Origin of the sequence: Pseudomonas sp. B21-047 (genome assembly GCF_024748775.1) — a bacterium.
GTDB classification, from domain to species: domain Bacteria; phylum Pseudomonadota; class Gammaproteobacteria; order Pseudomonadales; family Pseudomonadaceae; genus Aquipseudomonas; species Aquipseudomonas capeferrum.
Map to the genome: position 1 here is coordinate 4622796 of NZ_CP087169.1, position 24251 is coordinate 4647046.

At 63.2% G+C, this 24251-nt stretch carries 26 protein-coding genes; 20 read left to right on the plus strand and 6 right to left on the minus strand.

Going from position 1 to position 24251, the window contains the following annotated elements:
- Positions 1 to 69: 69 nt before the first annotated feature.
- Positions 70 to 762, minus strand: a complete 693-nt coding sequence (locus tag LOY26_RS20890) for an OmpA family protein (RefSeq protein WP_033702643.1) — start codon at positions 760 to 762, stop codon at positions 70 to 72.
- Positions 763 to 922: 160 nt separating this feature from the next.
- Here LOY26_RS20890 and LOY26_RS20895 point away from each other — a divergent pair, with 160 nt between their 5' ends.
- The 11 genes from LOY26_RS20895 (at position 923) to pdeM (ending at position 12826) form a co-directional block, all read left to right on the plus strand.
- Positions 923 to 1417, plus strand: coding sequence for a DUF6231 family protein (locus LOY26_RS20895; protein ID WP_033702644.1), 495 nt, complete (start codon positions 923 to 925; stop codon positions 1415 to 1417).
- Positions 1418 to 1419: 2 nt separating this feature from the next.
- Positions 1420 to 1896: a YchJ family protein gene (locus tag LOY26_RS20900; protein WP_186656851.1), complete on the plus strand. Its 477-nt coding sequence runs from the start codon at positions 1420 to 1422 to the stop codon at positions 1894 to 1896.
- 2 nt (positions 1897 to 1898) lie between these two features.
- On the plus strand, positions 1899 to 2375 hold the full coding sequence (locus tag LOY26_RS20905) for an LEA type 2 family protein (protein WP_033702988.1): 477 nt from the start codon (positions 1899 to 1901) through the stop codon (positions 2373 to 2375).
- Positions 2376 to 2382: 7 nt separating this feature from the next.
- Positions 2383 to 2586, plus strand: a complete 204-nt coding sequence (locus tag LOY26_RS20910; RefSeq protein WP_033702646.1) for an SEC-C metal-binding domain-containing protein — start codon at positions 2383 to 2385, stop codon at positions 2584 to 2586.
- Positions 2587 to 2795: 209 nt separating this feature from the next.
- The gene (locus tag LOY26_RS20915) at positions 2796 to 5237 is read left to right on the plus strand and encodes a penicillin acylase family protein (RefSeq protein ID WP_186663453.1); all 2442 of its coding nucleotides are present in this window, start codon (positions 2796 to 2798) and stop codon (positions 5235 to 5237) included.
- A gap of 104 nt (positions 5238 to 5341) precedes the next feature.
- A complete protein-coding gene (locus LOY26_RS20920; RefSeq protein ID WP_186663452.1) occupies positions 5342 to 5683 on the plus strand; it encodes a hypothetical protein in 342 nt (113 codons plus the stop codon).
- Between the two features lie 100 nt (positions 5684 to 5783).
- Complete coding sequence (locus LOY26_RS20925; RefSeq protein WP_156311283.1) at positions 5784 to 6800, plus strand: ligase-associated DNA damage response exonuclease; 1017 nt, start codon at positions 5784 to 5786, stop codon at positions 6798 to 6800.
- Entirely contained in the window at positions 6797 to 8455 is a 1659-nt protein-coding gene (locus tag LOY26_RS20930; protein ID WP_186663451.1) for an ATP-dependent DNA ligase, read from the plus strand. The genes LOY26_RS20925 and LOY26_RS20930 overlap by 4 nt, the downstream gene beginning before the upstream one ends.
- A gap of 83 nt (positions 8456 to 8538) precedes the next feature.
- Positions 8539 to 9654: a succinylglutamate desuccinylase/aspartoacylase family protein gene (locus LOY26_RS20935; RefSeq protein ID WP_186656840.1), complete on the plus strand. Its 1116-nt coding sequence runs from the start codon at positions 8539 to 8541 to the stop codon at positions 9652 to 9654.
- A gap of 68 nt (positions 9655 to 9722) precedes the next feature.
- Positions 9723 to 12176 carry a ligase-associated DNA damage response DEXH box helicase gene (locus LOY26_RS20940; RefSeq protein WP_258714057.1) on the plus strand — a complete coding sequence of 818 codons (2454 nt, stop codon included), beginning with the start codon at positions 9723 to 9725 and terminating at the stop codon, positions 12174 to 12176.
- Entirely contained in the window at positions 12173 to 12826 is a 654-nt protein-coding gene (gene pdeM, locus LOY26_RS20945) for a ligase-associated DNA damage response endonuclease PdeM (protein WP_186663449.1), read from the plus strand. The genes LOY26_RS20940 and pdeM overlap by 4 nt, the downstream gene beginning before the upstream one ends.
- A 10-nt stretch (positions 12827 to 12836) precedes the next feature.
- Here pdeM and LOY26_RS20950 read toward each other — a convergent pair whose 3' ends face one another.
- Positions 12837 to 13061, minus strand: a complete 225-nt coding sequence (locus LOY26_RS20950; protein WP_033702655.1) for a hypothetical protein — start codon at positions 13059 to 13061, stop codon at positions 12837 to 12839.
- A gap of 94 nt (positions 13062 to 13155) precedes the next feature.
- Entirely contained in the window at positions 13156 to 13722 is a 567-nt protein-coding gene (gene dcd, locus LOY26_RS20955) for a dCTP deaminase (RefSeq protein WP_012313046.1), read from the minus strand.
- Positions 13723 to 14060: 338 nt separating this feature from the next.
- Here dcd and LOY26_RS20960 point away from each other — a divergent pair, with 338 nt between their 5' ends.
- On the plus strand, positions 14061 to 14270 hold the full coding sequence (locus LOY26_RS20960; protein ID WP_012273869.1) for a cold-shock protein: 210 nt from the start codon (positions 14061 to 14063) through the stop codon (positions 14268 to 14270).
- Between the two features lie 132 nt (positions 14271 to 14402).
- Here LOY26_RS20960 and apbC read toward each other — a convergent pair whose 3' ends face one another.
- Positions 14403 to 15497 carry an iron-sulfur cluster carrier protein ApbC gene (gene apbC, locus LOY26_RS20965; RefSeq protein WP_186656823.1) on the minus strand — a complete coding sequence of 365 codons (1095 nt, stop codon included), beginning with the start codon at positions 15495 to 15497 and terminating at the stop codon, positions 14403 to 14405.
- A gap of 158 nt (positions 15498 to 15655) precedes the next feature.
- Here apbC and metG point away from each other — a divergent pair, with 158 nt between their 5' ends.
- The 7 genes from metG to LOY26_RS21000 all read left to right on the plus strand — a co-directional run bounded on the left by metG (position 15656) and on the right by LOY26_RS21000 (position 21342).
- A complete protein-coding gene (metG, locus tag LOY26_RS20970) occupies positions 15656 to 17701 on the plus strand; it encodes a methionine--tRNA ligase (protein ID WP_186656809.1) in 2046 nt (681 codons plus the stop codon).
- A gap of 87 nt (positions 17702 to 17788) precedes the next feature.
- Entirely contained in the window at positions 17789 to 18337 is a 549-nt protein-coding gene (locus tag LOY26_RS20975) for an Rnf-Nqr domain containing protein (protein WP_033702989.1), read from the plus strand.
- Complete coding sequence (locus tag LOY26_RS20980) at positions 18334 to 19302, plus strand: RnfABCDGE type electron transport complex subunit D (RefSeq protein WP_258714058.1); 969 nt, start codon at positions 18334 to 18336, stop codon at positions 19300 to 19302. Before LOY26_RS20975 ends, LOY26_RS20980 begins: the two co-directional genes overlap by 4 nt.
- Complete coding sequence (locus tag LOY26_RS20985) at positions 19299 to 19901, plus strand: RnfABCDGE type electron transport complex subunit G (protein ID WP_258714059.1); 603 nt, start codon at positions 19299 to 19301, stop codon at positions 19899 to 19901. Before LOY26_RS20980 ends, LOY26_RS20985 begins: the two co-directional genes overlap by 4 nt.
- Complete coding sequence (locus tag LOY26_RS20990) at positions 19894 to 20418, plus strand: Rnf-Nqr domain containing protein (protein WP_258714060.1); 525 nt, start codon at positions 19894 to 19896, stop codon at positions 20416 to 20418. The genes LOY26_RS20985 and LOY26_RS20990 overlap by 8 nt, the downstream gene beginning before the upstream one ends.
- A 4-nt stretch (positions 20419 to 20422) precedes the next feature.
- The gene (gene nth / locus LOY26_RS20995; protein ID WP_033702661.1) at positions 20423 to 21061 is read left to right on the plus strand and encodes an endonuclease III; all 639 of its coding nucleotides are present in this window, start codon (positions 20423 to 20425) and stop codon (positions 21059 to 21061) included.
- 104 nt (positions 21062 to 21165) lie between these two features.
- The gene (locus tag LOY26_RS21000; RefSeq protein WP_033702662.1) at positions 21166 to 21342 is read left to right on the plus strand and encodes a PA3496 family putative envelope integrity protein; all 177 of its coding nucleotides are present in this window, start codon (positions 21166 to 21168) and stop codon (positions 21340 to 21342) included.
- Between the two features lie 45 nt (positions 21343 to 21387).
- Here LOY26_RS21000 and LOY26_RS21005 read toward each other — a convergent pair whose 3' ends face one another.
- The gene (locus tag LOY26_RS21005; protein WP_033702663.1) at positions 21388 to 22014 is read right to left on the minus strand and encodes a response regulator transcription factor; all 627 of its coding nucleotides are present in this window, start codon (positions 22012 to 22014) and stop codon (positions 21388 to 21390) included.
- 369 nt (positions 22015 to 22383) lie between these two features.
- Between LOY26_RS21005 and LOY26_RS21010 the strand changes: the two genes are divergently transcribed.
- Complete coding sequence (locus LOY26_RS21010) at positions 22384 to 22827, plus strand: hypothetical protein (RefSeq protein WP_186656777.1); 444 nt, start codon at positions 22384 to 22386, stop codon at positions 22825 to 22827.
- Between the two features lie 69 nt (positions 22828 to 22896).
- Here the strand turns inward: LOY26_RS21010 and LOY26_RS21015 are convergent, their stop codons facing one another.
- Positions 22897 to 24114, minus strand: a complete 1218-nt coding sequence (locus tag LOY26_RS21015; RefSeq protein ID WP_033702665.1) for an argininosuccinate synthase — start codon at positions 24112 to 24114, stop codon at positions 22897 to 22899.
- Positions 24115 to 24251: the final 137 nt, after the last annotated feature.

The window sequence follows — 24251 nt, forward strand, 5'->3', positions numbered from 1 at the left end:
ATTGGCCACACCCGGCTTGCCGGTTTGAAAGCGCGCCCGCGCCACTGCCCAAGGCGCGGGCGCGGGCCGTCAGCGCTGGATCTTGATCTCCGTGCGACGGTTCATGGCGCGCCCATCGGCGGTGGCATTGTCTGCCACAGGTTGGGTTTCACCCGCACCGACCACCGAGACGAAGCTGCTGCGGGGTACGCCGCTTTCGACCAGGTAATCGGTCACCGAATGAGCACGGCGCTCGGACAGTTTTTGGTTATAGCTGTCTGACCCGACACTGTCGGTATGGCCACTGACACTCAGCCGCGCACTGGGTGCTTCCTGCTTGAGGCGGGTGGAGATGGTATTGAGGCGCTCTTTATCGGCTGCAGTCAGGCGTGCAGAGTCGAACTCGAAGTGCACGTCACGGATGACGATGACTTCTTCCTTCTGCACCACCACTTCCTCGACCACCGCGACCGGCTCCGGTGGGCAGCCATTGGCATCGACCTGCACGCCGCGCGGGGTGCCTGGGCATTTGTCTCGGCTGTCCGGCACGCCGTCACCATCCTCGTCGCCATCGCCATGGGCCCAGCAATAGCCCGCCGCCAGGCCACCGCCCAGCAACGCGCCCCAGCCAGCCCAGCTGGAACTCTCGATGGCGCCCAAGGCGGCGCCGCCTACACCCCCGACGGCAGCACACTTCGGCCAGTCGGTCTTTTGCAAACCTGCACAACCAGTCAACACACTGGTGAGCAGTACCAGGGGTATCGCTGTGCGTACTATGCTCATTTTCGTCGCATCTCCTAGGGGGAATCGGCATAAGGCCGATCTCTGGCAGTAAAGACCGCACATTCCATCCCTGCCAGCAATAAGCCACGACGCAGTCACATGACGCTTTGCCCACGCGCTGCGGCCCGCTAGTCTTGGACGACTTGAACGAGGATTGGCAATGACCGACGGTTTCTCCCAGCGCACCCCCCAGCAGGCCCTGGCAGCCCTGCTCGATCGTTTCACCCCCCAACGCCTGTTGCTGGTAGGCACACGCTTCCCCGCGCTGGACGCCTTTGCCCAGGCTCACCCGCAGGTGGTGATCGCAACGACCGCGCCTGGGCCGCTGCCGGTTGACCTGGCAAACCAGCGCTTCGACTTGGCGGTACTGGTGGACTGCCTGGAACACCTGCCCAAACGCACGGGCCTGGAACTGCTCGGTGGCATTCGCAACCTCAATGCCAGCCGGGTTGCCGTGCTGGCCGACCTCTCGGCTTGCGGCTGGCAAGACACCGATTTCTTCGCCCTGGCCTTGTCGGCCAGCGAAAAATTCCGTCGTGAAGGGCAGGTACTGAGCCTGTTCACCTATGATCTACATGACTACAAGCAAGTCCCGGACTGGCTCAATGCACGGTTCTGGGCCAACCCTGAAAATTTTGGAAAGTACTGGTGGTGATGATGAGTGTCTCGGTCTGCCCTTGTGGCAGTGGCAACCTGCTGGACGCCTGCTGCGGGCACTACCATGCCGGAACCCCGGCCCCCGATGCCCAGACGCTGATGCGCTCGCGCTACAGCGCTTACGTGCTGGGCCTGATCGATTACCTGGTGCACACCACCCTGCCGGCCCAGCAGGCGGCACTGGACCGTGCCGCGATGGCCAGCTGGAGCGCACAGAGCACCTGGCTGGGGCTGGAAGTGGAAAACGCCGAGGTGCTGGGTGGCCAGCCTGAGCACGGCTTTGTCACCTTCACCGCTCGCTGGCACGATCAGGAGGGCGATCACCAACACCGCGAGCGTTCGGCGTTCGTCCAGCATGATGGGCGCTGGTACTTCATCGACCCCACGGTCGGGCTCAAGGCCGGGCGCAACGACCCTTGCCCGTGCGCCAGCGGTCAGAAATTCAAGAAATGCTGCGCAAGCTACGTGGCCAGCTGAACATGATCGCCCAGGCCCGCGTACTCGTGCTTGGCGCCTTGCTGGCCCTGCTGGCCGGCTGCGCCAGCTGGGGCGGCGACGACTGGCGCGAACCCGAGGTACATCTGGTCAAGGTCGAGACGGTCAAGGCCAAGTTGCTGCAGCAGGAATTCGTGCTGCACCTGCGTGTCGACAACCCGAACGACAGCCGGCTGTTCATCCGTAGCCTGGCGTATTCGATACGGCTCAACGACCTGCTGCTGGTGCAGGATGAGACCAGTGTCTGGCGCAGCGTTGGCGGCCATGCTCGGCGCACGTTCAAGATCACCGCGCGGACCAACTTGTGGCAGCACCTCAAACCACTGGCCAAGCTGCTCAAAAGCGAACAACCGCTGCACTACACCCTGCAGGGGGAACTGGCCACGGGGCTACTCATCCATCGGGACCTGCACTTGTCGCGCAGTGGTGAGATAATCCCCGGTGATTTCTTACCGGAGTAACCCTGCAATGACCCAGCAACCCCATGTTCATGGCCCTGACTGCAACCACGATCATGATCACCCGCACGATCACGACCATGGCCATGTGCACGGCCCGCACTGCAACCACGGCCATCAGGAGCCGGTGCGTAACGCCCTGAAGGACGTTGGCCGCAACGATCCTTGCCCCTGCGGCAGCGAGAAGAAATTCAAGAAGTGCCACGGCGCTTGATGCGACCGCTGTGCTGATGATATCGAGCGCCTCGTACATGCCTTGAGCATGAGGGCGCTCGATCTCGACAGCACCTCAACACCCAAGCCAAGCACCTCGAAGCCCCCTACCATTCGTAAATAAACCGCCTCAGCACCTTGCACCGCGCCTGCGCGCTCACTACCTTAGCGCCTTCCAAACCCCCGCCACGCCTTGCAGGAGCCCTTGTCATGGCCGCCCCCGCCTTTCCTCCCTTCCGCCTGCGGTTCACGACCGCTGCCACGCTGCTCGGCACGCTCGGACTCGCCGGTTGCCAGATGGGCGGCTATCAGGGCAGCGTGCCACCGACCACCGGCGTGCAACCCCTCAAGGGCCTGGCGCAAAACGTCTCGGTACGGCGCAATGCCATGGGCGCTCCGCTGATCGAGAGCGGCAACTTCCATGACGCCCTGTTCAGCCTGGGGTATGTACATGCCGGCGATCGCATCGAGCAGATGGTCGCCATGCGCCTGCTCGCCCAGGGCCGCCTTGCCGAACTGGCCGGCAGCGAAGCACTGGACATCGACCGCCTGATGCGGGCCGCCAACCTCAAGCAAAGCGCCGCCCAGCAATACGCCGACGCGTCGCCACGGCTCAAGCGCTTCTTCGAGGTCTACGCCCGCGGGGTCAACGCCTACCTGTTCCGCTACCGCGACAAACTGCCCGCCGGCCTGGCCAACAGCGGCCATCGCCCCGAGTACTGGAAGCCGGAAGACTCGGCGCTGATCTTCAGCCTGTACGCCTTCAGCCAGTCGGTGAACCTGCAAGAGGAACTCAGCGCCCTGACCTTGGCGCAGAAGGTCGGCAGCGACAAGCTGGCCTGGCTGCTGCCCGGCGCTCCGGACGAGCCCTTGGCCGACGCCGAAGTGGACAAGCTCAAGGGCCTGAACCTGGCCCGCCAGCTACCCGGTTTGCCGGCTCTGGCGGCGGCCAGCCAGAAACTCGCCGACCTCGACCTGCTAGGCAGCCCCGGCTCGGCCAACCTGGCCTTGGCAGCCCAGCGCAGCCGCAGCGGCAAGAGCCTGCTGGCCAGCGACAGCCAAGCGGCCTGGGCCTTGAGCCCGGTGCAGATCCACACCAGCAAGTACCAGGTCGCCGGCCTGTCACTGCCAGGCCTGCCGATCGTGCTGGCCGGCTTCAACGGCAAAGTCGCCTGGAGCAGCAGTGCCGTGATGGCCGACAACCAGGACCTGTACCTGGAACAACTGCGCCGCCAAGGCAACCAGCTTAGCTACCTGGCCGACGGCAAGTGGCAGCCGGCCCGGGCGCGCAGCGAAACCTTCTTCGTGCGCGGCCAACGCCCTCTGCGCGAGGTGATGTACGACACACGCCACGGCACCCTGCTCGCCCAGCCGGGTAACGCAAGCCTGGGCCTGGCCCTGGCCCTGCCGCAATTGAAGGGCGACCGTAGCCTCGACGCGCTGTTTGACCTGACGCGTGCCAAAACGGTCGAACGCGCCTTCGACAGCACCCGTGAAGTCGCTGCAGCGGCGCTCAATTTCGTCTTCGCCGAGCCTAATCACATCGGCTGGCAGGTCAGTGGGCGCTACCCCAACCGCCGCGAAGGCCAGGGCCTGCTACCCTCGCCCGGTTGGGACGGGCGCTACGACTGGGACGGTTACGCAGACCCGATGCTGCACCCTTACGACCAGGACCCGCCCGCCGGCTGGATCGGCCACGCCAACCAGCGCAGCCTGCCGCGCGGCTACGGCATGCAGTTGTCCAACACCTGGTACTACCCCGAACGCGCCGAGCGCCTGGCCCAGTTGGCCGCTAACGGCCGCCACGACAGCCGCAGCCTGATGGCCCTGCAGAACGACCAAGTCACCCTGCTGGCCGACAAGCTCAAGCAGATGTTCGACGCCCCGGGCATGGCCCAGCCGCTCAAGCAGGCGATCGACGCACTGTCGCCCGCTGAGCGCGACAAAGCCCGCGACGCCCTGGCCAGGCTCAAGGCGTTCGATGGCCGCCTGAGCCCGGTGTCGGCGGATGCCGCACTGTACGAATTGTTCCTCCAGGCGTTCGCCCGCGAAACCTTCCTCGACGACCTCGGGCCGGTGTCCAGCCCTGCCTGGCAGGCGTTCGTCAGCAATGCCCGTTTGTCCTACTCGGCCCAGGCCGACCACCTGCTGGGCCGCGAGGACAGCCCGTTCTGGGATGACCGCAGCACACCGCAGAAGGAAGACAAGCCGGCAATTCTCGCCCGCAGCCTGGCCGCTGCGGTGGATGCAGGCACTGCGCAACTCGGCGCCGACCGCCGCGCCTGGCAATGGGGCAAACTGCACCAGTACCGCTGGCCAGCACCGGCCTATCACGGCCTGGGGGACACTGTCAGCCGCTCACCGCTGGCTGCCGGTGGCGATTTCAGTACCCTGGCACTGACACCCTACGCCTGGGGCAATGACTTCGACACGCACCTGCCGGCCTCGGCACGCATGGTCGTCGACTTCGGCCAGGCCGAACCCTTGCAGGTACTGACTAGCAGCGGCCAGTCCGGCAACCCGGCCAGCCAACACTACGGCGATGGGCTGGACGCCTGGTTCAAGGGCCGTTTCATGAGCCTGCCGCTGCAACCGCAGAACTTTGCGCGGGCCTATGGCAACCCGCGGCTGACCCTGGTACCTGGCCGCTAGAGGCCAGTTTCCCTCTGATCAACAGCGCGTCGGGCTCTTAGCATCCTCGGCACCGCACTGGGTAGTTCCTATCGAGTGCGGCCATTTCCAATGAGGATGCCACCATGACTACTGAAACACTGAACATAGAAATTTCCTGGCCAGAAACGCTTGACGTCCCGGCTGGCGCTACCGTGAACGCCCAAATCTGGGTCGGCACCGAGGCAGCCAGCTACCGGTTGATCTGCGATGAAGATGTCGCTGCCCCGGCCACCACTTCGCCAGCCACCATCGCGTTCACCTACAATACCGAAGACCTGCTGCCCGAAGACGCCGAAACTGTGTGGGACCACTTCCACACCTCCCCCTACCTCATGCACGATGGCAAGCGCCTCAACATTGCGCGCGCTGCAAAAATCAGCGTTTCCGAAGCTCAGTTGTCCGGTTGGAAGATAGCGATTTCCTGATGCCCCCAGGCAGCCCTGCTCCAGGGCTGCCCGTTCAATTTCGAACTTCCCGATACCTGCCACGCTCTGACTTAGCAAGCCCTTTGCCAGCCGCCGTGCCATGGACCTCGTAATCGCCCGCCCCGAAGGCCTGTACTGCCCGCCCGGTGATTTCTACATCGACCCCTGGCGGCCGGTGGACCGTGCCATCATCACCCATGGCCACGGTGATCACGCGCGTACCGGTAATCGCCACTACCTCACTGCCGCCTCTGGCGAAGGTATCTTGCGCAGTCGCCTGGGCCAGTCTATCGACCTGCAGACCCTGGCCTACGGCGAGCGCATCCGCCACCACGGGGTTACCCTGAGCCTGCACCCGGCGGGTCACGTACTGGGTTCGGCGCAAGTGCGCCTGGAACACCAGGGCCAAGTCTGGGTCGCTTCGGGCGACTACAAAGTCGAACCCGACGGCACCTGCGCAGCCTTCGAGCCTGTGGCGTGCCACACCTTCATCACCGAGTCGACCTTCGGCCTGCCGATCTATCGCTGGCCCAGCCAGGCCGAGGTCTTTGCCGGCATCAATGCCTGGTGGCGGGCCAACCGCGATCAGGGCAAAGCCAGCGTGCTGTTCTGCTACGCCTTCGGCAAGGCGCAGCGCATCCTTCATGGGCTGGACGCGAGTATCGGGCCAATTCTGGTGCACGGTGCGGTCGAGCCGCTGAACCGGGTGTACCGAGAGGCAGGCGTGTACTTGCCAGAAACCCGCTATGCCGGCGATATCCCACGCAACGACCCGTTGCTGCGCCAGGCCTTGGTCCTGGCCCCACCGTCAGCCGGCGGCAGCAGCTGGATGCGCCGCTTCGGCGACTACAGCGATGCCTTCGCCAGCGGCTGGATGCTGTTGCGCGGTACACGCCGCCGACGTGGCGTCGACCGCGGCTTCGTGCTGTCGGACCATGCTGACTGGCCAGGGCTGCTGTGGGCCATCGGCCAGACCGGTGCACAGCGGGTGATGGTCACCCATGGTTCGGTCAACGTCCTGGTGCGCTATCTCAACGAGCAGGGCCTGGATGCCCGTGCCTTCGCCACCGAATACGGCGATGAAGACGAGTCGACACCCGCCGGTGCCGAGGCATGAAGGCCTTTGCCGCGCTGTACCTGCGCCTGGACGCGACCACCTCCAGCAACGCCAAGCTCGAAGCGTTGCGCGATTACTTTGCCCAGGCCCCTGCCGACGATGCGGCCTGGGCCGTTTACTTCCTCGCCGGTGGCCGCCCCCGGCAACTGGTGCCCACCCGTGTGCTGCGTGAACTGGCCACTGCCCTGGCAGCACTGCCCGACTGGCTGTTCGAAGAAAGTTACCAAGCCGTGGGCGACCTTGCCGAGACCATTTCGTTGCTGCTGCCTCAGAACAGCCAGGGCAGCGACGATGGCTTGGCCTACTGGGTCGAGGCTCACCTGCTGCCCCTTCGCGGGTTGCCGGCCGAAGAGGTCCGCCAGCGCCTGCCACCGCTCTGGGCACAGCTCGACCGGCCCAGCCTGATGCTGTGCCTGAAGCTGATCACCGGCAGCTTTCGCGTTGGTGTGTCCAAGCTGCTGGTCACCCGCGCCCTGGCTCAGCTGGCAGGCCTCGACGCCAAGCGCGTGGCCCAACGCCTGGTCGGCTACACCGACATCGGCCACCGCCCCAGCGCCGCCGATTACCACCGTTTGGTGGCCGCCGAGTCGGCCGATGAGCACAGCCAGCGCGGCGGCCAGCCGTATCCATTCTTCCTGGCGCATGCGTTGCAAGCGCCAACCGAGCATTTCGATGCGCTGCTCGGGCCGCCGAGCGATTGGCAGGTCGAATGGAAGTGGGACGGCATCCGCGCCCAGGTGGTCAAGCGTGACGGCCAGCTGTGGGTCTGGTCACGCGGCGAAGAACTGGTCACCGATCGCTTCCCCGAGCTGCACAGCTTGGCGCAAACCTTGCCGGATGGCGTTGTGCTCGATGGCGAGATTCTGGTCTGGAAGCCTGGCGCCACCCGCGGTGCGCTGGCCGTGCAGCCCTTCGCCCTGCTGCAACAGCGCCTGGGCCGCAAGACCTTGGGCAAGAAGCTGTTGGCCGATGCCCCCGTGGTGCTGCAGGCCTACGACCTGCTGGAATGGCAGGGCGAGGATTGGCGCAACCGCGCGCAGCACGCGCGTCGGCGGCAACTGGAGCGCCTGGTGGCAGAATACCCACTGGCGCCGGTGCTGCTCTCGCCGTTACTCGAAGGGCTGAGCTGGGCCGACCTCGCCGAGCAGCGTGAGCAGTCGCGCAGCCTGGGCGTGGAAGGCCTGATGCTCAAGCAGCGTGAGGCCCTGTATGGCGTAGGCCGCACCAAGGACATGGGCACCTGGTGGAAATGGAAGATCGACCCGTTCAGCGTCGATGCCGTATTGATTTACGCCCAACGCGGCCATGGCCGCCGCGCCAGCCTCTACAGCGACTACACGTTTGCCGTGTGGAACGCGCCCCCGGGCAGCCCTGAGCGGGCTTTGGTTCCCTTCGCCAAGGCCTATTCCGGGCTGAGCGATGAAGAGATGCGCAAGGTCGACGCGATCATCCGCAAGACCACCGTTGACACGTTCGGCCCGGTGCGCAGTGTGACCCCGACGCTGGTCTTCGAACTGGGCTTCGAGGGCATTGCCCTGTCCAGCCGCCACAAAAGCGGCATCGCCGTGCGCTTTCCGCGCATGCTGCGCTGGCGCCTTGACAAACCGGTGGAAGAAGCCGACGACCTGGCCACCCTGCAGGCATTGCTGATCTGAAGAGGCACAGAGTGGCAAACTATGCTTCTATCTTTGTGCCGACCCGTGTCGCAGACCGTTTTCGCCACGTAGCCAGGACCCCCATGCACCATTCGACCCACGACCTGCTTGCCCCCGTACCGGGCATCTCACGCCAACTGCACAGCTTCCACTTTGGCCCACGCGGTGGCGGCAAGGTGTACATCCAGGCCTCGCTGCATGCCGACGAACTGCCCGGCATGCTGGTGGCGTGGCACCTCAAGCGGCGGCTGGCCGAGTTGGAGCAGCAGGGCCGCCTGCAACGGGAAATCATCCTGGTACCGGTGGCTAACCCGGTAGGCCTGGAACAGGTACTGCTGGACGCACCGCTGGGGCGCTTCGAACTGCAAAGCGGCGAGAACTTCAATCGCAATTTCGTCGACCTGTCAGACAGCATCGGTGATCAAATCGAACAGCACCTGACTCAGGACCCGGCCCACAACATTGCCCTGATCCGTGAATACCTGCGCCGCGGGCTGGACGCATACCCCGCCCGCACGCCCCTCCAGGCCCAGCGCCTGATCCTGCAGCGCCTGGCCTGTGACGCCGACCTGATACTGGACCTGCACTGCGACTTCGAGGCCGTCGAGCACCTGTACACCACCCCCGAAGCCTGGCCTCAGATCGAGCCACTGGCCCGTTACCTGGGGGCCCAGGCCAGCTTGCTGGCCACCGACTCCGGCGGGCAATCGTTCGATGAATGTTTCAGCCTGGTCTGGTGGCAGTTGCAGCAACGCTTCGGCAAGCGTTTCCCGATCCCCCTGGGCTGCTGTGCGGTGACCGTCGAGTTGCGTGGGCAGGCGGATGTGAGCCACGAACTGGCCAGCAAGGACTGCCAGGCGATACTCGACTTCCTGACCCATGCCGGTGTCATCGAAGGGGCCCACGCGCCCCTTCCACCGCTGCCCCGCCCGGCCACGCCGTTAGCCGCCGTGGAACCGATATCTGCGCCGCTGGGCGGCTTGCTGGTGTACCACGCCCGCCCAGGCCAGCACCTGCAAGCCGACCAGTTGATCGCCGAAGTCATCGACCCGCTCAACGACCGGGTAACCGCCGTGCGCAACAGCCAACCCGGCCTGCTGTACGCCCGCAGCGTGCGGCGCATGGCGACGGCGGGCATGGTCATCGCCCATGTGGCCGGCGAGCAGGTGTGCCGCAGCGGCTACCTACTGGGTAACTGATCCGGTAAAACCAATCGGCCGGGCAAGCGGTCAGTAGAAGCACAACCTTCGAAGGATCGCCTGCCCCCATGCCCGCCTCCACCGACCTCGCCAATGCCTGGTTCGCCCAGCGCGGCTGGAAGCCGTTCGCCTTCCAGCGGCGTGTCTGGGCAGCCGTCGAGCGCGGTGAATCCGGGCTGTTGCACGCCAGTACCGGCGCCGGTAAAACCTACGCGGTCTGGCTGGCAGCGCTTCGCGCGTTCGCCGCCGGCATCTCTGGCCGCCAGCCGGCCCCCTTGCAGGTGCTTTGGGTCACGCCCATGCGCGCCTTGGCCGCCGATACCGCGCGCGCCTTGCAAGCACCGCTCGATGAACTGGGGCTGAACTGGAGCGTTGCAGTCCGCAGTGGCGATACCCGCAGCGCAGAGCGTGCGCGGCAGGCAAGACGCCTGCCCAGCGTATTGATCACCACACCCGAAAGCCTGACCTTGCTGCTGACCCGGGCGCAGGCCCGCGAGGACTTCGCTGGCCTGCGCCTGGTGGTGGTGGACGAGTGGCATGAGCTGCTCGGCAACAAGCGTGGCGTGCAATTGCAGCTGGCCTTGGCGCGCCTGCGCCACTGGCACCCGCAGTTGCTGACCTGGGGGCTTTCGGCGACCCTCGGCAACCTGCAACACGCGCTTGAAGTGCTGTTGCCTCACGAAGGGTTGCTGGTGCAAGGCCGACAGGACAAACACCTGCAAGTCGACACCCTGCTGCCGCCAGAGATCGAGCGTTTCCCCTGGGCAGGGCACATGGGCCTGAAGATGCTCGACCAGGTCAGCACGCAAATCGACAATAGCGCCAGCAGCCTGGTCTTCACCAATACCCGCGCCCAGGCCGAACTCTGGTACCAGGCATTGCTCGATGCACGCCCAGACTGGGCCGGCCTGATCGCCCTGCACCATGCCTCACTGGCCCGCGATACCCGCGACTGGGTCGAACGCAACCTGAAGCAAGGCACGCTGAAAGCGGTCATCTGCACCTCCAGCCTGGACCTGGGCGTGGACTTCTTGCCTGTGGAGCGGGTGTTGCAGATCGGCTCGGCCAAAGGTATCGCCCGCCTGATGCAGCGTGCCGGGCGCTCCGGGCATGCACCCGGGCGCCCCTCGCGGGTGACCCTGGTGCCCACCCACAGCCTGGAGCTGGTGGAGGCGGCGGCGGCCCGAAAGGCGCTGCTTGCCGGGCAGATCGAGGCCAGAAGTTCGCCACGCCTGTGCATGGATGTGCTGGTGCAACACCTGGTCAGCATGGCCCTGGGCAGCGGCTTTCGGCCCGATCAGTTGCTTGCCGAAGTGCGCAGCACCTGGGCCTTTCGCACGTTGCGCGACAGCCAGTGGCAGTGGGCGCTGGACTTCGTCTGCCACGGCGGCAACTCGCTCAGCGCCTACCCGGACTACCAGCGTGTCGAGGCCCAGGCCGACGGCGTCTGGCGGGTTGCCAGCGAGCGCCTGGCACGCCGGCACCGCATGGGCATCGGCACCATCGTCAGCGACGCCAGCCTGCAGCTCAAGTACTGGAGCAAGGGCGGTGGCGGCAAGTCGCTGGGCAGTGTCGAAGAGGCCTTCATCGCCCGCCTGCGTCCGGGTGACAGCCTGGTCTTCGCCGGCCGGGTGCTGGAGTTGGTGCGGGTCGAAAACATGACCGCCTACGTACGTCGCAGCACCTCGCGCAAAGCCGCCGTGGCACGCTGGAATGGCGGGCGCATGCCACTGTCCAGCGAACTGGCCGACGCCCTGGTCGAACAGCTCGATGCCGCCGCCCACCAACATTACGACGGCCCGGAAATGCGAGCCGTACGCCCCCTGCTGGAGCTGCAGGCGCGCTGGTCGGCCCTGCCAACCACCGGCACGCTGCTGGCAGAAACCCTGAAATCACGCCAGGGCTCGCACCTGTTTCTCTATCCGTTCGCCGGGCGCATGGCCAACCTGGGGCTGGCCAACCTGATTGCCTGGCGGGTCAGCCGGGTACAGCCACTGTCTGTGTCCATCGCCGTCAGTGACTATGGCTTTGAACTGCTCAGCCCGAGCGCCGTGGACTGGGCGGCGCACTTGCCCACTGCGCTATCGCCCGAGCATCTGCTGGAGGACGTATTGGCCAGCCTCAACGCGGGCGAGATGGCGCTGCGGCGCTTTCGCGAGATCGCCCAGATCGCCGGGCTGGTGTTTGGCGGCTACCCGGCAGCGCAAAAGAGCACCCGGCAGATCCAGGCGTCGAGCGGGCTTTTCTACGAGGTGTTTCGCAAGCACGATGCCGACAATCTGCTGCTGGGCCAGGCCCGGGACGAAGTGCTGCGCGAAGAACTGGAGATCGATCGGCTGCAGCGCGAGTTGCTGAAGATGGGCCAACTGCGGCTGGACCTGCGTGAGTTGCGCCGCCCCGGCCCATTGGCCTTCGCCTTGCTGGTGGAAGGCATGCGCGAAACCTTGAGCACTGAAAAGCTGGCTGACCGCATTGCGCGAATGGTGGCAGACCTGGAGAACGCAGCGAGTGGCACGCGATGAATGATTACCTGGCCATCGAACACTGCGAAGAAACGCTTTGGCTGTTGCCGGACAAAGCCCTGTACTGGCCTGCCCGCCGCGTCCTGCTGGTAGCCGATGTGCATATCGGCAAGGCCGCCAGCTATCGCGCCCTTCATCAACCCGTGCCGCGCGGTACTACCGAAGCCACCTTGGCACGCCTGAATACCCTGCTGGCCAACCATGACTGCCAATTACTGGTCGTGCTCGGCGATTTCCTGCATGCCCGCACCGGCCGCGCACCTGCGACGCTGGCCAGGCTGCAGGCGTGGCGCCAACGGCATGCCGAGCTACGGATCGTGCTGGTGCGTGGCAACCATGATCGCCACGCGGGCGACCCGCCGGCTGAACTGGGCATCGACGTGGTGGAAGAGCCGTGGGTGTTGGCACCTTTTGCCTTGCAGCACGAGCCTCTCGCCCACCCCCAGTACCCGGTGCTGGCGGGGCATGTTCACCCTGTGTTCGTCTTGCAGGGGCGAGCCAGGCAGCGACTGCGCCTGCCTTGCTTTCTGATCGATGACAAAGTCAGCCTGCTACCCGCCTTCGGTGAGTTCACCGGTGGCTGGCGCGTCCACCCCGATAGCACCAGCCGAGTGTTTCTGACCGGCGCTGAACGGGTATGGGCGCTATAGCAGCAGCGGCTTAGGCGACCGGCGCGGGAGGCGGCTCATCGGGCAAGGTCGGTTCACCTGGCTCCATGGGCGTTTCACCGGGTTGCGATGGTTGCGGGGTATCGGGACCTGGCTGGTGAGGCACGCCCCCCGCCTGCATCGGCAGCGGATGCGCCAGCAATGACCACGGCAACAACCCGACCTGATTGGGCTGCAAGCCAGCCAGCTTGGCACTGATTGCGGGATGGAGTTTCATTGGCGGCTCCTGACGGGCGCCGATACGCGTCATGCACATCGGCAGTTACCCGTTGGAGTACCAAACACACGGGGAATTCCCCGCGCTCGTCGGCTCAGGTGCGTGGCAAGGTGACGCCGCGCTGGCCCTGGTACTTGCCGCCGCGGTCCTTGTACGACACTTCGCACTCTTCGTCGGATTCGAGGAAGAGCATCTGCGCCACACCTTCGTTGGCATAAATTTTTGCCGGCAGGGTGGTGGTGTTGGAGAACTCAAGGGTCACGTGGCCTTCCCATTCCGGCTCGAGCGGGGTGACGTTGACGATGATGCCGCAGCGCGCGTAAGTGCTTTTGCCCAGGCAGATGGTCAGCACGTTGCGTGGAATGCGGAAGTACTCCACAGTGCGGGCCAGGGCGAAGGAGTTTGGCGGGATGATGCAGACGTCGCTCTTGACGTCGACGAAGCTGCCGGCGTCGAAGTTTTTCGGGTCGACGGTGGCCGAATTGATGTTGGTGAACACCTTGAATTCGTCGGCGCAGCGCACGTCGTAGCCGTAGCTGGAGACGCCGAAGGAGATGACCCGGCTGTCGTGCTCGCCGCGCACCTGGCGCTCGACGAACGGTTCGATCATGCCGTGTTCCTGCGCCATGCGGCGAATCCACTTGTCCGATTTGATGCTCATGGCGGGGTGTCCTGAAGAGTTGCTAGGTGAAAATCGTGAGGCGCATCTTACCGGTCCCGGCGCTCGCTTCAAAGTTCCATCCTGCATTCTGGCTATAATCCCCGCCGGGCGGGGCCTACAGCCGCCGCCGATCTGAATTTCAGTAAAGCGGCTTCTGGCCATTGGCAGGTTGCAGAAAGTGGGGTAAGGTGACGCCACTGTGCTGCACGTGACACCGAGAATCTCTAGTTTGATGCACGATCTGATCGGCCCATCTCTGAATTTTCTGCTCTCTTTGCACTCAGTCCCGGGCAGGGTTTTTCCTGACCGTAATCAACTTTGTCCAAGGAGACAGAAACATGTCCAATCGCCAAAACGGTACCGTTAAGTGGTTCAACGATGAGAAAGGCTACGGCTTCATCACCCCTCAGTCGGGTGACGACCTCTTCGTACACTTCAAAGCCATCCAAGCTGACGGCTTCAAGACCCTGAAAGAAGGCCAGGCTGTTACCTTCGTCGCTACCCGCGGCCAGAAAGGTATGCAGGCTGAAGAAGTTCAGATCGCCTAAGTCGATCTAAGCTTACAAGCTTTCAAAAAACCCGCCTTCTGGCGGGTTTTTTTATGCCTCCTGCAATGGCATACCCTGTAGAAGCGGCCTTGCCGGGCCGCTCCTGCAGAGACCGCTGCAGCGGCGAGGATATCAATCCTCGCTGATGGTAATGCTCGGCATCGCCGGCGCCGCCGCTTCCTGCAGGACGATGCGCGCGCCCACCTGGCGGGCCAACTCCTGATAGACCATGGCGATCTGGCTTTCCGGCTCGGCAATCGCCGTCGGCTTGCCGCTGTCGGCCTGCTCACGGATCAGCATCGACAGCGGCAGCGAGGCCAGCAGGTCGACGCCGTATTGGGCCGCCAGCTTTTCACCGCCACCTTCGCCGAACAGGTGCTCGGCATGGCCACAGTTCGAACAGATGTGCACGGCCATGTTCTCCACCACACCCAGCACCGGGATGTTGACCTTGCGGAACATTTCCACACCCTTCTTGGCGTCCAGCAGGGCCAGGTCTTGCGGGGTGGTGACGATCACCGAGCCGGCCACCGGTACTTTCTGCGCCAGGGTCAGCTGAATGTCACCGGTGCCCGGCGGCATGTCGATCACCAGGTAGTCGAGGTCATCCCAGGCGGTCTGGGTCACCAGTTGCAGCAGCGCACCGGACACCATCGGGCCACGCCATACCATCGGCGTGTTGTCGTCGGTGAGAAACGCCATGGACATGACTTCCACACCATGCGCCTTGATCGGCACAAACCACTTCTGCTCGCGAATCTGTGGCCGGGTGCCTTCTGCGATGCCAAACATCACGCCCTGGCTTGGGCCATAGATATCCGCGTCGAGAATACCTACCCGGGCGCCTTCACGGGCCAGGGCCAGGGCCAGGTTGGCAGCAGTGGTCGACTTGCCGACGCCACCCTTGCCCGAGGCCACGGCGATGATGTTCTTGACGTTGGCCATGGCCGGCACCTGGGCCTGGGCCTTGTGCGCGGCGACCGCGCAGTCGATCGACACCTGGGCACTGGTGACGCCGTCAAGGTTGCCGATTGCTGTCTGCAGTACCTGGGCCCAGCCGTTCTTGAACAACCCTGCGGCATACCCCAGTTGCAACTGCACACTGACCTGACCGCCCTGGATATCGACGGCGCGCACACAACCGGCGCTGACCGGATCCTGGTTCAGATAGGGGTCGGTGTACTGGCGAAGCACGCCTTCGACGGCGGCACGGGTGACGGCACTCATGGAGACTCCCATTGGCAAACTGAATGTAAAACAGGCGCCTATCCTAACCCGTCAATCGTCAGCAGGTGCGACTGTGGGGTGAAATATCTTCGCCAGCCCTTTATAGTGGCCGATCACCCTCATTTTTACCCCGTAGCCAGATAAGTAGCCGAGCCACCATGTCCGAGCCACGTCAGATTCTCGTCACCAGCGCCTTGCCCTATGCCAATGGATCAATCCATCTTGGCCATATGCTCGAGTACATCCAGACAGACATGTGGGTCCGCTTCCAGAAGCTACGCGGCAACCAGTGCATCTACGTCTGCGCCGACGACGCCCACGGCTCGGCCATCATGCTGCGCGCCGAAAAGGAAGGCATCACGCCCGAACAGCTGATCGCCAACGTCCAGGCCGAGCACAGCGGCGACTTCGCCGATTTCCTGGTGGACTTCGACAACTTCCACTCGACCCACAGCGAAGAGAACCGCGAGCTGTCCGGCCTGATCTACACGCGCCTGCGTGAGGCCGGGCACATTGCCACCCGTTCGGTGACCCAGTATTTCGACCCTGAAAAGGGCATGTTCCTGGCCGACCGCTTCATCAAGGGCACCTGCCCCAAGTGCGCGGCCGAAGACCAGTACGGCGACAACTGCGAAAAGTGCGGCGCCACCTACGCCCCCACCGAGCTGAAGAACCCCAAGTCGGCCATCTCCGGTGCCACCCCGGTGCTGCGTGATTCCCAGCACTTCTTCTTCAAGCTGCCGGACTTCCAGGCGATGCTGCAGCAGTGGACCCGCAGCGGCACCTTGCAGGAGGCCGTCGCCAACAAGCTCGCCGAATGGCTGGACTCGGGCCTGCAGGAGTGGGACATCTCCCGCGATGCGCCGTACTTCGGCTTCGAGATCCCGGGCGAGCCGGGCAAATACTTCTACGTCTGGCTGGATGCGCCAATCGGCTACATGGCCAGCTTCAAGAACCTCTGCGCGCGCCGCCCGGAGCTGGACTTCGATGCGTTCTGGAAAGAAGACTCCACTGCCGAGCTGTACCACTTCATCGGCAAGGACATCGTCAACTTCCACGCATTGTTCTGGCCAGCCATGCTCGAAGGCGCGGGTTTCCGCAAGCCAACCGCAGTCAATGTGCACGGCTACCTGACCGTCAACGGCGCCAAGATGTCCAAGTCGCGCGGCACCTTCATCAAGGCGCGCACCTACCTGGACCACCTGCAACCGGAATACCTGCGCTACTACTACGCGGCCAAACTGGGCCGTGGCGTGGATGACCTGGACCTGAACCTGGAAGACTTCGTGCAGAAGGTCAACTCCGACCTGGTCGGCAAGGTGGTCAATATCGCCAGCCGTTGCGCAGGCTTCATTCACAAAGGCAACGAAGGTGTGATGGTGGCCGGCGATGCCGCACCTGAGCTGACCGAGGCCTTCCTGGCCGCCGCACCGTCCATTGCCGAGGCCTACGAGAGCCGCGACTTCGCCCGTGCGATGCGCGAAATCATGGCCCTGGCCGACCGCGCCAACGCCTGGATCGCCGACAAGGCCCCTTGGTCGCTGGCCAAGCAGGAAGGCAAGCAGGACGAGGTGCAAGCCATCTGCGCTCAAGGCGTAAACCTGTTCCGCCAGTTGGTGATCTTCCTCAAACCGGTACTGCCGTTACTGGCTGCCGACGCCGAGGCCTTCCTCAATGTCGCGCCGCTGACCTGGAACGACCACCAGTCGCGCCTGGAAAACCACCGTCTGAACGCCTTCAAGGCACTGATGAGCCGCATCGAACCGGCCAAGGTCGAAGCCATGGTCGCCGCAAGCAAGGAAGACCTGCTGGCTGCTGCCGGCCAGGCCCAGGCCCCGGCCGGCAATGGCGAGCTGACCAAGGAGCCGCTGTCGGCGGAAATCGAGTTCGACACCTTTGCCGCCGTCGACTTGCGCGTGGCCCTGATCGTCAAGGCCGAGGCCGTCGCAGGTGCCGACAAGTTGCTGCAACTGACACTGGACATCGGTGACGAACGCCGCAACGTGTTCTCCGGTATCAAGTCGGCCTACCCCGACCCCTCCAAGCTGGAAGGCCGCCTGACCATGATGGTAGCCAACCTCAAGCCTCGCAAGATGCGCTTTGGCGTGTCCGAAGGCATGGTCATGGCTGCCGGCCCTGGCGGTGAAGAGATCTACCTGCTCAGCCCCGACAGCGGCGCCAAACCAGGCCAGCGCATCAAGTAAGCCCCCTGCCCCGGCCTCAGTGCCGGGGCAGTTCCATCCCCCGCTGAATGCCGGACAATCGCTGTGATTCCCGGCTATCGTCAGTTCATGAGTGACTACATTCTGGTTCTGGTCAGCGCCACGCTGGTCAATCATCTGTGCTTGGCGCAACAGCCGACTTCCCGGCTGCGCTTGCATGTGCTCGGGCTGGCGTGCGCCTTGGCCATCGTGCTGGGGCTGATTGGCGCCCACCTGCTGAGGTGGCTGGTGCTCGACCCTTGGCAACTCCACGAACTGAGCCTGTTCCTGTTGCTGCCCTGGCTGGCGCTTCTGGCCTTCGGCATCCCCTGGGCACTGGCAAGGCTGCGCCCTGCTTGGCCGGTGGCTGACCTGCCCACGCTGCTGCTGTGCAACGCCAGCGTGCTGGGCCTGGCGCTGCAAGGGGCAGGTGACGGCAATGCCTGGTCGGCAACACTGACCAAAGGCCTGCTGGCAGGCGCAGGTTTGTGGCTTGCTCTGGTTCTTTTCGCCGACTTGCGCCAGCGCAGCGCCCAGGCCGACATCCCTGTCGCCCTGCGCGGCCTGCCCATAGAGCTGCTTGGCGCCGGAGTGATGGCCATGGCGTTTTCCGGCTTCAACGGACTCTTTGCGCAATGAAGCCCGACCCCCGCCTGCGCACGAGCATGACCCTGGTGCTACTGGCCTGCCTCCCCGGTTTGCTGACACTACTGTGGCAGCAGGGCTGGGGGCTGCTGTGCAACCTGCTGCTATGCGCCAGTGCAGCGCTGCTCTGTGAAGCACTGCTATTGAAGCTGCGTGGCGAGCCCGTCAGCCTGGCACTGACCGACGGCAGTGCACTGGTGACCGCCGTGCTACTGACGGCGGCGTTGCCCACCCTGGCCCCTTGGTGGCTGCCCATGATCGCCGCTGGCACGGCTATCGGCATCGGTAAACAGGCCTTTGGCGGGGTCGGCCGCAACTTGTTCAACCCGGCCATGCTGGGCTATGCCTTCGTGTTGCTGAGCTTTCCCTCACAGATGAACCATTGGCCAGGTCAGCCAGCTGGCTTGTACGAGACCCTGCAGCAGGTATTTGGCGGCGCCGAGCACATCGATGCCTGGGCCCAGCCGACCCTACTCGATGGCCTGCGCCATAACCGCAGCCTGACCGTTGATGAATTGTTCGCCACCCACCCGGGCTTCGGCAATATCGGCGGGCGCGGCGCGGAATGGGCCAACCTGGCGTTTTTGCTGGGTGGGCTGTTTCTCTTGCAGCGCAAGGTGTTCAGCTGGCATGCGCCAGCAGGTTTGCTGGCGGGGTTGTCGCTGTTCAGCCTGCTGGCCTGGAACGGCTCAGGCTCGGACTCCAATGGCTCCCCCTTGCTGCACCTGTTTTCTGGCTCGACCATGCTCGCCGCTTTTTTCATCGCCACCGAGCCTGTCTCCGGCCCCAGGAGCGATTGGGCCAAGCTGGTGTTCGGCTTTGCTGTGGGCCTGTTGATCTACCTGATCCGCACCTGGGGCAGTTACCCCGACGGCACGGCGTTCGCCATTCTGCTGATGAACCTTGCGGTCCCCAGCCTTGAACGGCTTGCCTTGCGCCGCCAGCAGGCTGCCCGGTGAGCCCCCATGTGCGCACGGCAGGGTTGCTGCTGGTGACTGCGGTACTGGCATTGTCGACCACGCTGATCTGGCGCGAGTGGACCCTCCCCGCCGTCAGCCAAGCCGAAAAGCAGCTGCAGAGCCGTCAGAGGCTCGCCGTCCTGCCGGAGGGCAGTTACGACAACCTGCCGTTGGATACCCCACTGCCACGGCCTGCCTCGCATCGCCCGCACAGTCGCATCGTGGCGGCCTACCGGGCTACGCTGGCGGGTAAGCCTGCGGCCATCGTCCTGGTGACCCAGGCCCAAGGCTATGCCGGGCCAGTGGTGCTAAGCATCGCCATCGCCCCTGATGGGCGACTGATCGGTGGCCAGGTGGTCGAACAGCAGGAAAGCCCCGGGCTCGGTGGTCGCCTTGCCGACCCGCAAGTGAACTGGCTGAAGCAATTTGCCAATCGCCGCTTGAGTGATCACTGGGCATTGAAGCGTGACCAGGGCGATTTCGACCAACTCGCAGGCGCAACAGTGACCTCGCGGGCAGTTATCGAGGCATTGCAAGATGCCCTGGTCTATTTCGATGAACATCGCCACGACCTCCTTGGGGACCCTGCCAATGAATAAGGACTACCTGCTGGCCGCCAGCCTTGCCCCCCTTCTAGGGGCCACGCAAACGTTGCCCTTGGCCACGGCCATAGGTGCGTGCGCGGTGATGATGATCGGCCTGCATCAAGTAGTGCTGGTGCCGTTGCGCAACCGCCTGAAGGGCGCCGCACACATGCTCGCAAGCCTGCTGTTATTGGCGGCCCTGGCCAGTTGCCTGCAATTGGCCCTGCGGGCCTGGCTGCTGCCGGTAGCACTGCTGCTGGGCCCGTACCCTGCGCTACTGTGCCTGCCGTGCCTGGTAGCAGACTATCTGCTGCCACAAGAAGGGCGTTGGCGCTCACTGTTGTTGAATCTGGCTGGCCTGCTGGCCGCCTGCCTGCTGCTCGGCGCCTGCCGCCAATGGCTAGCCGAAGGGCTGGGCCTGCACCTTGCCAGCCTCGCCCCTGGCGCGCTGCTACTGCTCGGACTGCTGTTGGCCTTGTACAATCACCTGCGTCCGGGCACCGCCCACCCACGTCGTCAAGGAAAGCGCTGATTCCATGAATGCCGCAAAACGCCTGGAGATCTTTCGCAGGCTGCACGAAGACAACCCCGACCCGAAAACGGAACTGGCCTATACCACACCGTTCGAACTGCTCGTCGCCGTCACGCTTTCAGCGCAATCCACTGACGTAGGCGTGAACAAGGCCACCGCTCGCCTGTTCCCCGTGGCCAATACGCCAGAAGCGATCTACGCCCTGGGCGTCGAAGGGCTGAGCGCATACATCAAGACCATCGGGCTCTATAACAGCAAAGCCAAGAACGTGATCGAGGCCTGCCGACTGCTGATCGAGCGCCATGACAGCCAGGTGCCAGAAACCCGGGAAGCCCTTGAAGCGCTGCCTGGCGTTGGGCGCAAGACTGCCAACGTGGTGCTCAACACGGCGTTCCGGCAGCCGACCATGGCGGTGGACACGCACATTTTCAGGGTCAGTAATCGCACCGGCATTGCACCCGGCAAAACGGTGCTTGAGGTCGAGAAGAAGCTGGTCAAGTTCGTCCCCAAGGACTACCTGCTCGATGCCCACCACTGGCTCATCCTGCATGGGCGCTACGTATGCCAGGCACGCAAGCCCAGGTGCGGGAGCTGTCGGATCGAAGACCTCTGCGAATACAAGCAGAAGACGTCTGACGATTGAGCCGATAGCGAAAAACCACCCGGCACGATTGAAAAAATCTTTTTTACCAGCGTCAGCTTTCTGGTTATAAGGACGGCCAATGGCCCCTTGGCTTGGAGCGACTCATGAGTGCCGATAAAGACGACCTGTCAATCGAAGATGATTTTGTTGCCGTGGATGATGAAGCGGAGCCCCAGGTAGAAACTGCAAAGACCAACCTGAGCAAACGCCGCACGATCGACAACCTGCTGGAAGAGCGGCGCCTGCAGAAACAACTGGCCGATTTCGACTACGATCTGTAGCTTTTTTTGCAAAGCCTCCCTCAGGGAGGCTTTGCATGCTGGCGGTCAGTTAAGCCCGTGGCGCTGAGCCAGTTCGATCAGGTCTACCAACGACCTGGCGTTCAGCTTGAGCAGCAAGCGTGACTTGTAAGTGCTGACGGTCTTGTTGCTGAGGAACATGCTGTCGGCAATTTCCTTGTTGGATCGCCCGCGCGACAGCTGCTGTAAAACGGTCATTTCCCGGGCCGAGAGGCGGTTGACCATATCCGTCTCGCTGCCACCACTGCCCCTGCCCCGTGACGCATGCAAGGCCTGGTTGGGGAAGTAGCTGTAGCCTGACAGCACGGCCTTGATGGCGCTTAGCAGCTCGGTCAACTCCTGTTGTTTGCACACATACCCCGCCGCCCCCGCCTGCATGCAGCGCATCGAGAAGTTACCAGGCACCTGCGAGGTCAGCACCAACACTTTGCTGCCTGGGCTGAAGGCTGCCATGCGGGCGATGACTTCAAGGCCATCGAGTTTTGGAATACCGATATCGAGCACCACGATATCCGGTAGGTGTTCACGCGTCAGTTGCAAGGCGGCCACGCCGTTATCGGTTTCCGCAACGACGTCGTACCCGTGCCGCTCCATCAGCATGCGCACGGCCAGACGTATAACCGGATGATCATCCACGATAAGGACTTTATTCATGCGATATCCATTCATTATTGATTTTTGCTGTGGCATGCCACGATAACCGACAGAACGCTTCAGGGTGCAACGATTTGCCAGTGAAACTCATGAATAGAGAAAACTTACAACACTTGCAGAAATTTCCTACAAAAGCATGTCCAGAGCCAACCGTGAAACTTAATGATCCGCAATTAAAACCTACCATCGCTCCAATCAACATGACCAGCTGAAAACAAACCTTCGCGTGCAGATTATTCCACTTCACAGGCGCTGAAAAAACCAGGCTTAACAGGTATTCAAAGACAATTCTCAACCGGGAAACAATCCAATCTTTAGTTGAGCGCCCGCGTAAGGTAATGATGAACAAAACCGCAGGAGACAGCCCTCATGCCCGAAGCACAACCTGTCGCCCCGCTGACGATCATTGCCATCTTCGCGGGGATTATCGAAGCATCCGCCCTTGCGACACTGCCGTTCCTCAGCGAATCCAGCCAGAGCCTCTATACATGGTTCCTGGTGGGCTTTCCGTTTTTCCTTACAGCGCTGTTCTTTTTGACGTTAAACTTCAATTACAAGTCGTTTTATAATCCTGTATCAAGCAAAACAACCAGCGACAGCCCCACCGCGACGGTCACGGAAGTATCCGAGCCTATTACCGTTATCTTCTCCGGCCCAGATGCCCAGCCCATGATGGAACAGCAAGTCCGCCTTGCCCTCGCGCAATCGCCTGAACCCGCGCACCGCTGGCGCTTCTGTAATCTCGAGAAAAACCAGTGCGCAAGGCTGTCGGTCTGCACCCTCGAGCAAGATGCCGCCAATCTCAGGGGATGACGACCCGCTGGATGTCGACACAAAAAAAACCCCGGCCTGAGCCGGGGTTCGTGCGATGCGTGCCAGTACTCAGAGCAACGAACGGCCCTTGTTGGCGGCAATGCGCATACGCAGCGCATTGAGCTTGATGAAGCCGGCAGCGTCCGCCTGGTTGTAGGCGCCGCCATCTTCCTCGAAGGTCGCAATGTTGGCATCGAACAGCGAGTCGTCCGACTTGCGGCCAACCACGGTGACATTGCCTTTGTACAGCTTCAGGCGTACCACGCCATTCACGTTGACCTGCGATGCGTCGATCATCTGCTGCAGCATCACACGCTCCGGGCTCCACCAGTAACCGGTGTAGATCAGGCTGGCATACTTCGGCATCAGCTCATCTTTCAGGTGAGCGACTTCACGGTCCAGGGTGATCGACTCGATCGCACGGTGGGCGCGCAGCATGATGGTGCCGCCAGGGGTTTCGTAGCAGCCACGAGACTTCATGCCGACGTAACGGTTCTCGACGATGTCCAGACGGCCGATGCCGTTGGCACCACCGATACGGTTCAGGTCGGCCAGAACGGTGGCCGGGGACTTCTCGACACCATCGATGGCGACGATGTCACCGTTGAGGTAAGTCAGCTCGATATAAGTAGCCTGGTCCGGGGCGTTCTCCGGAGAGACGCTCCAGCGCCACATGTCTTCCTCGTGCTCGGTCCAGGTATCTTCCAGGACACCGCCTTCGTAGGAGATGTGCAGCAGGTTGGCGTCCATCGAGTACGGCGACTTCTTCTTGCCGTGACGCTCGATCGGGATGCCATGCTTCTCGGCGTAGTCCATCAGCTTCTCGCGGGACAGCAGGTCCCACTCACGCCAAGGGGCGATGACCTTGACGCCCGGCTTGAGCGCATAGGCACCCAGCTCGAAACGAACCTGGTCATTGCCTTTACCGGTTGCACCATGGGAAATGGCGTCAGCACCGGTTTCGTTGGCGATTTCGATCAGGCGCTTGGCGATCAGCGGACGGGCGATGGAGGTACCCAGCAGGTACTCGCCTTCGTAGACGGTGTTGGCGCGGAACATCGGGAACACGAAGTCACGCACGAATTCTTCGCGCAGGTCGTCGATGTAGATCTCTTTCACACCCATTGCCTGTGCCTTGGCACGGGCCGGCTCGACCTCTTCGCCCTGACCCAGGTCAGCGGTGAAGGTCACCACTTCGCAGTTGTAGGTATCCTGCAGCCACTTGAGAATCACCGAAGTATCAAGGCCGCCGGAATACGCCAGTACGACCTTATTTACGTCCGCCATGCCATCACTCCACGGGGTTGTACGGAAAGGGGTCGATTCTAACGGCGTTATGGAAAAATTTACAGTGGGGCGACAGCTTCTGACGACAAAGCGACAGTAATTGTCGATGGCGCGACGTCTGTCGGGCGCTATGGGAC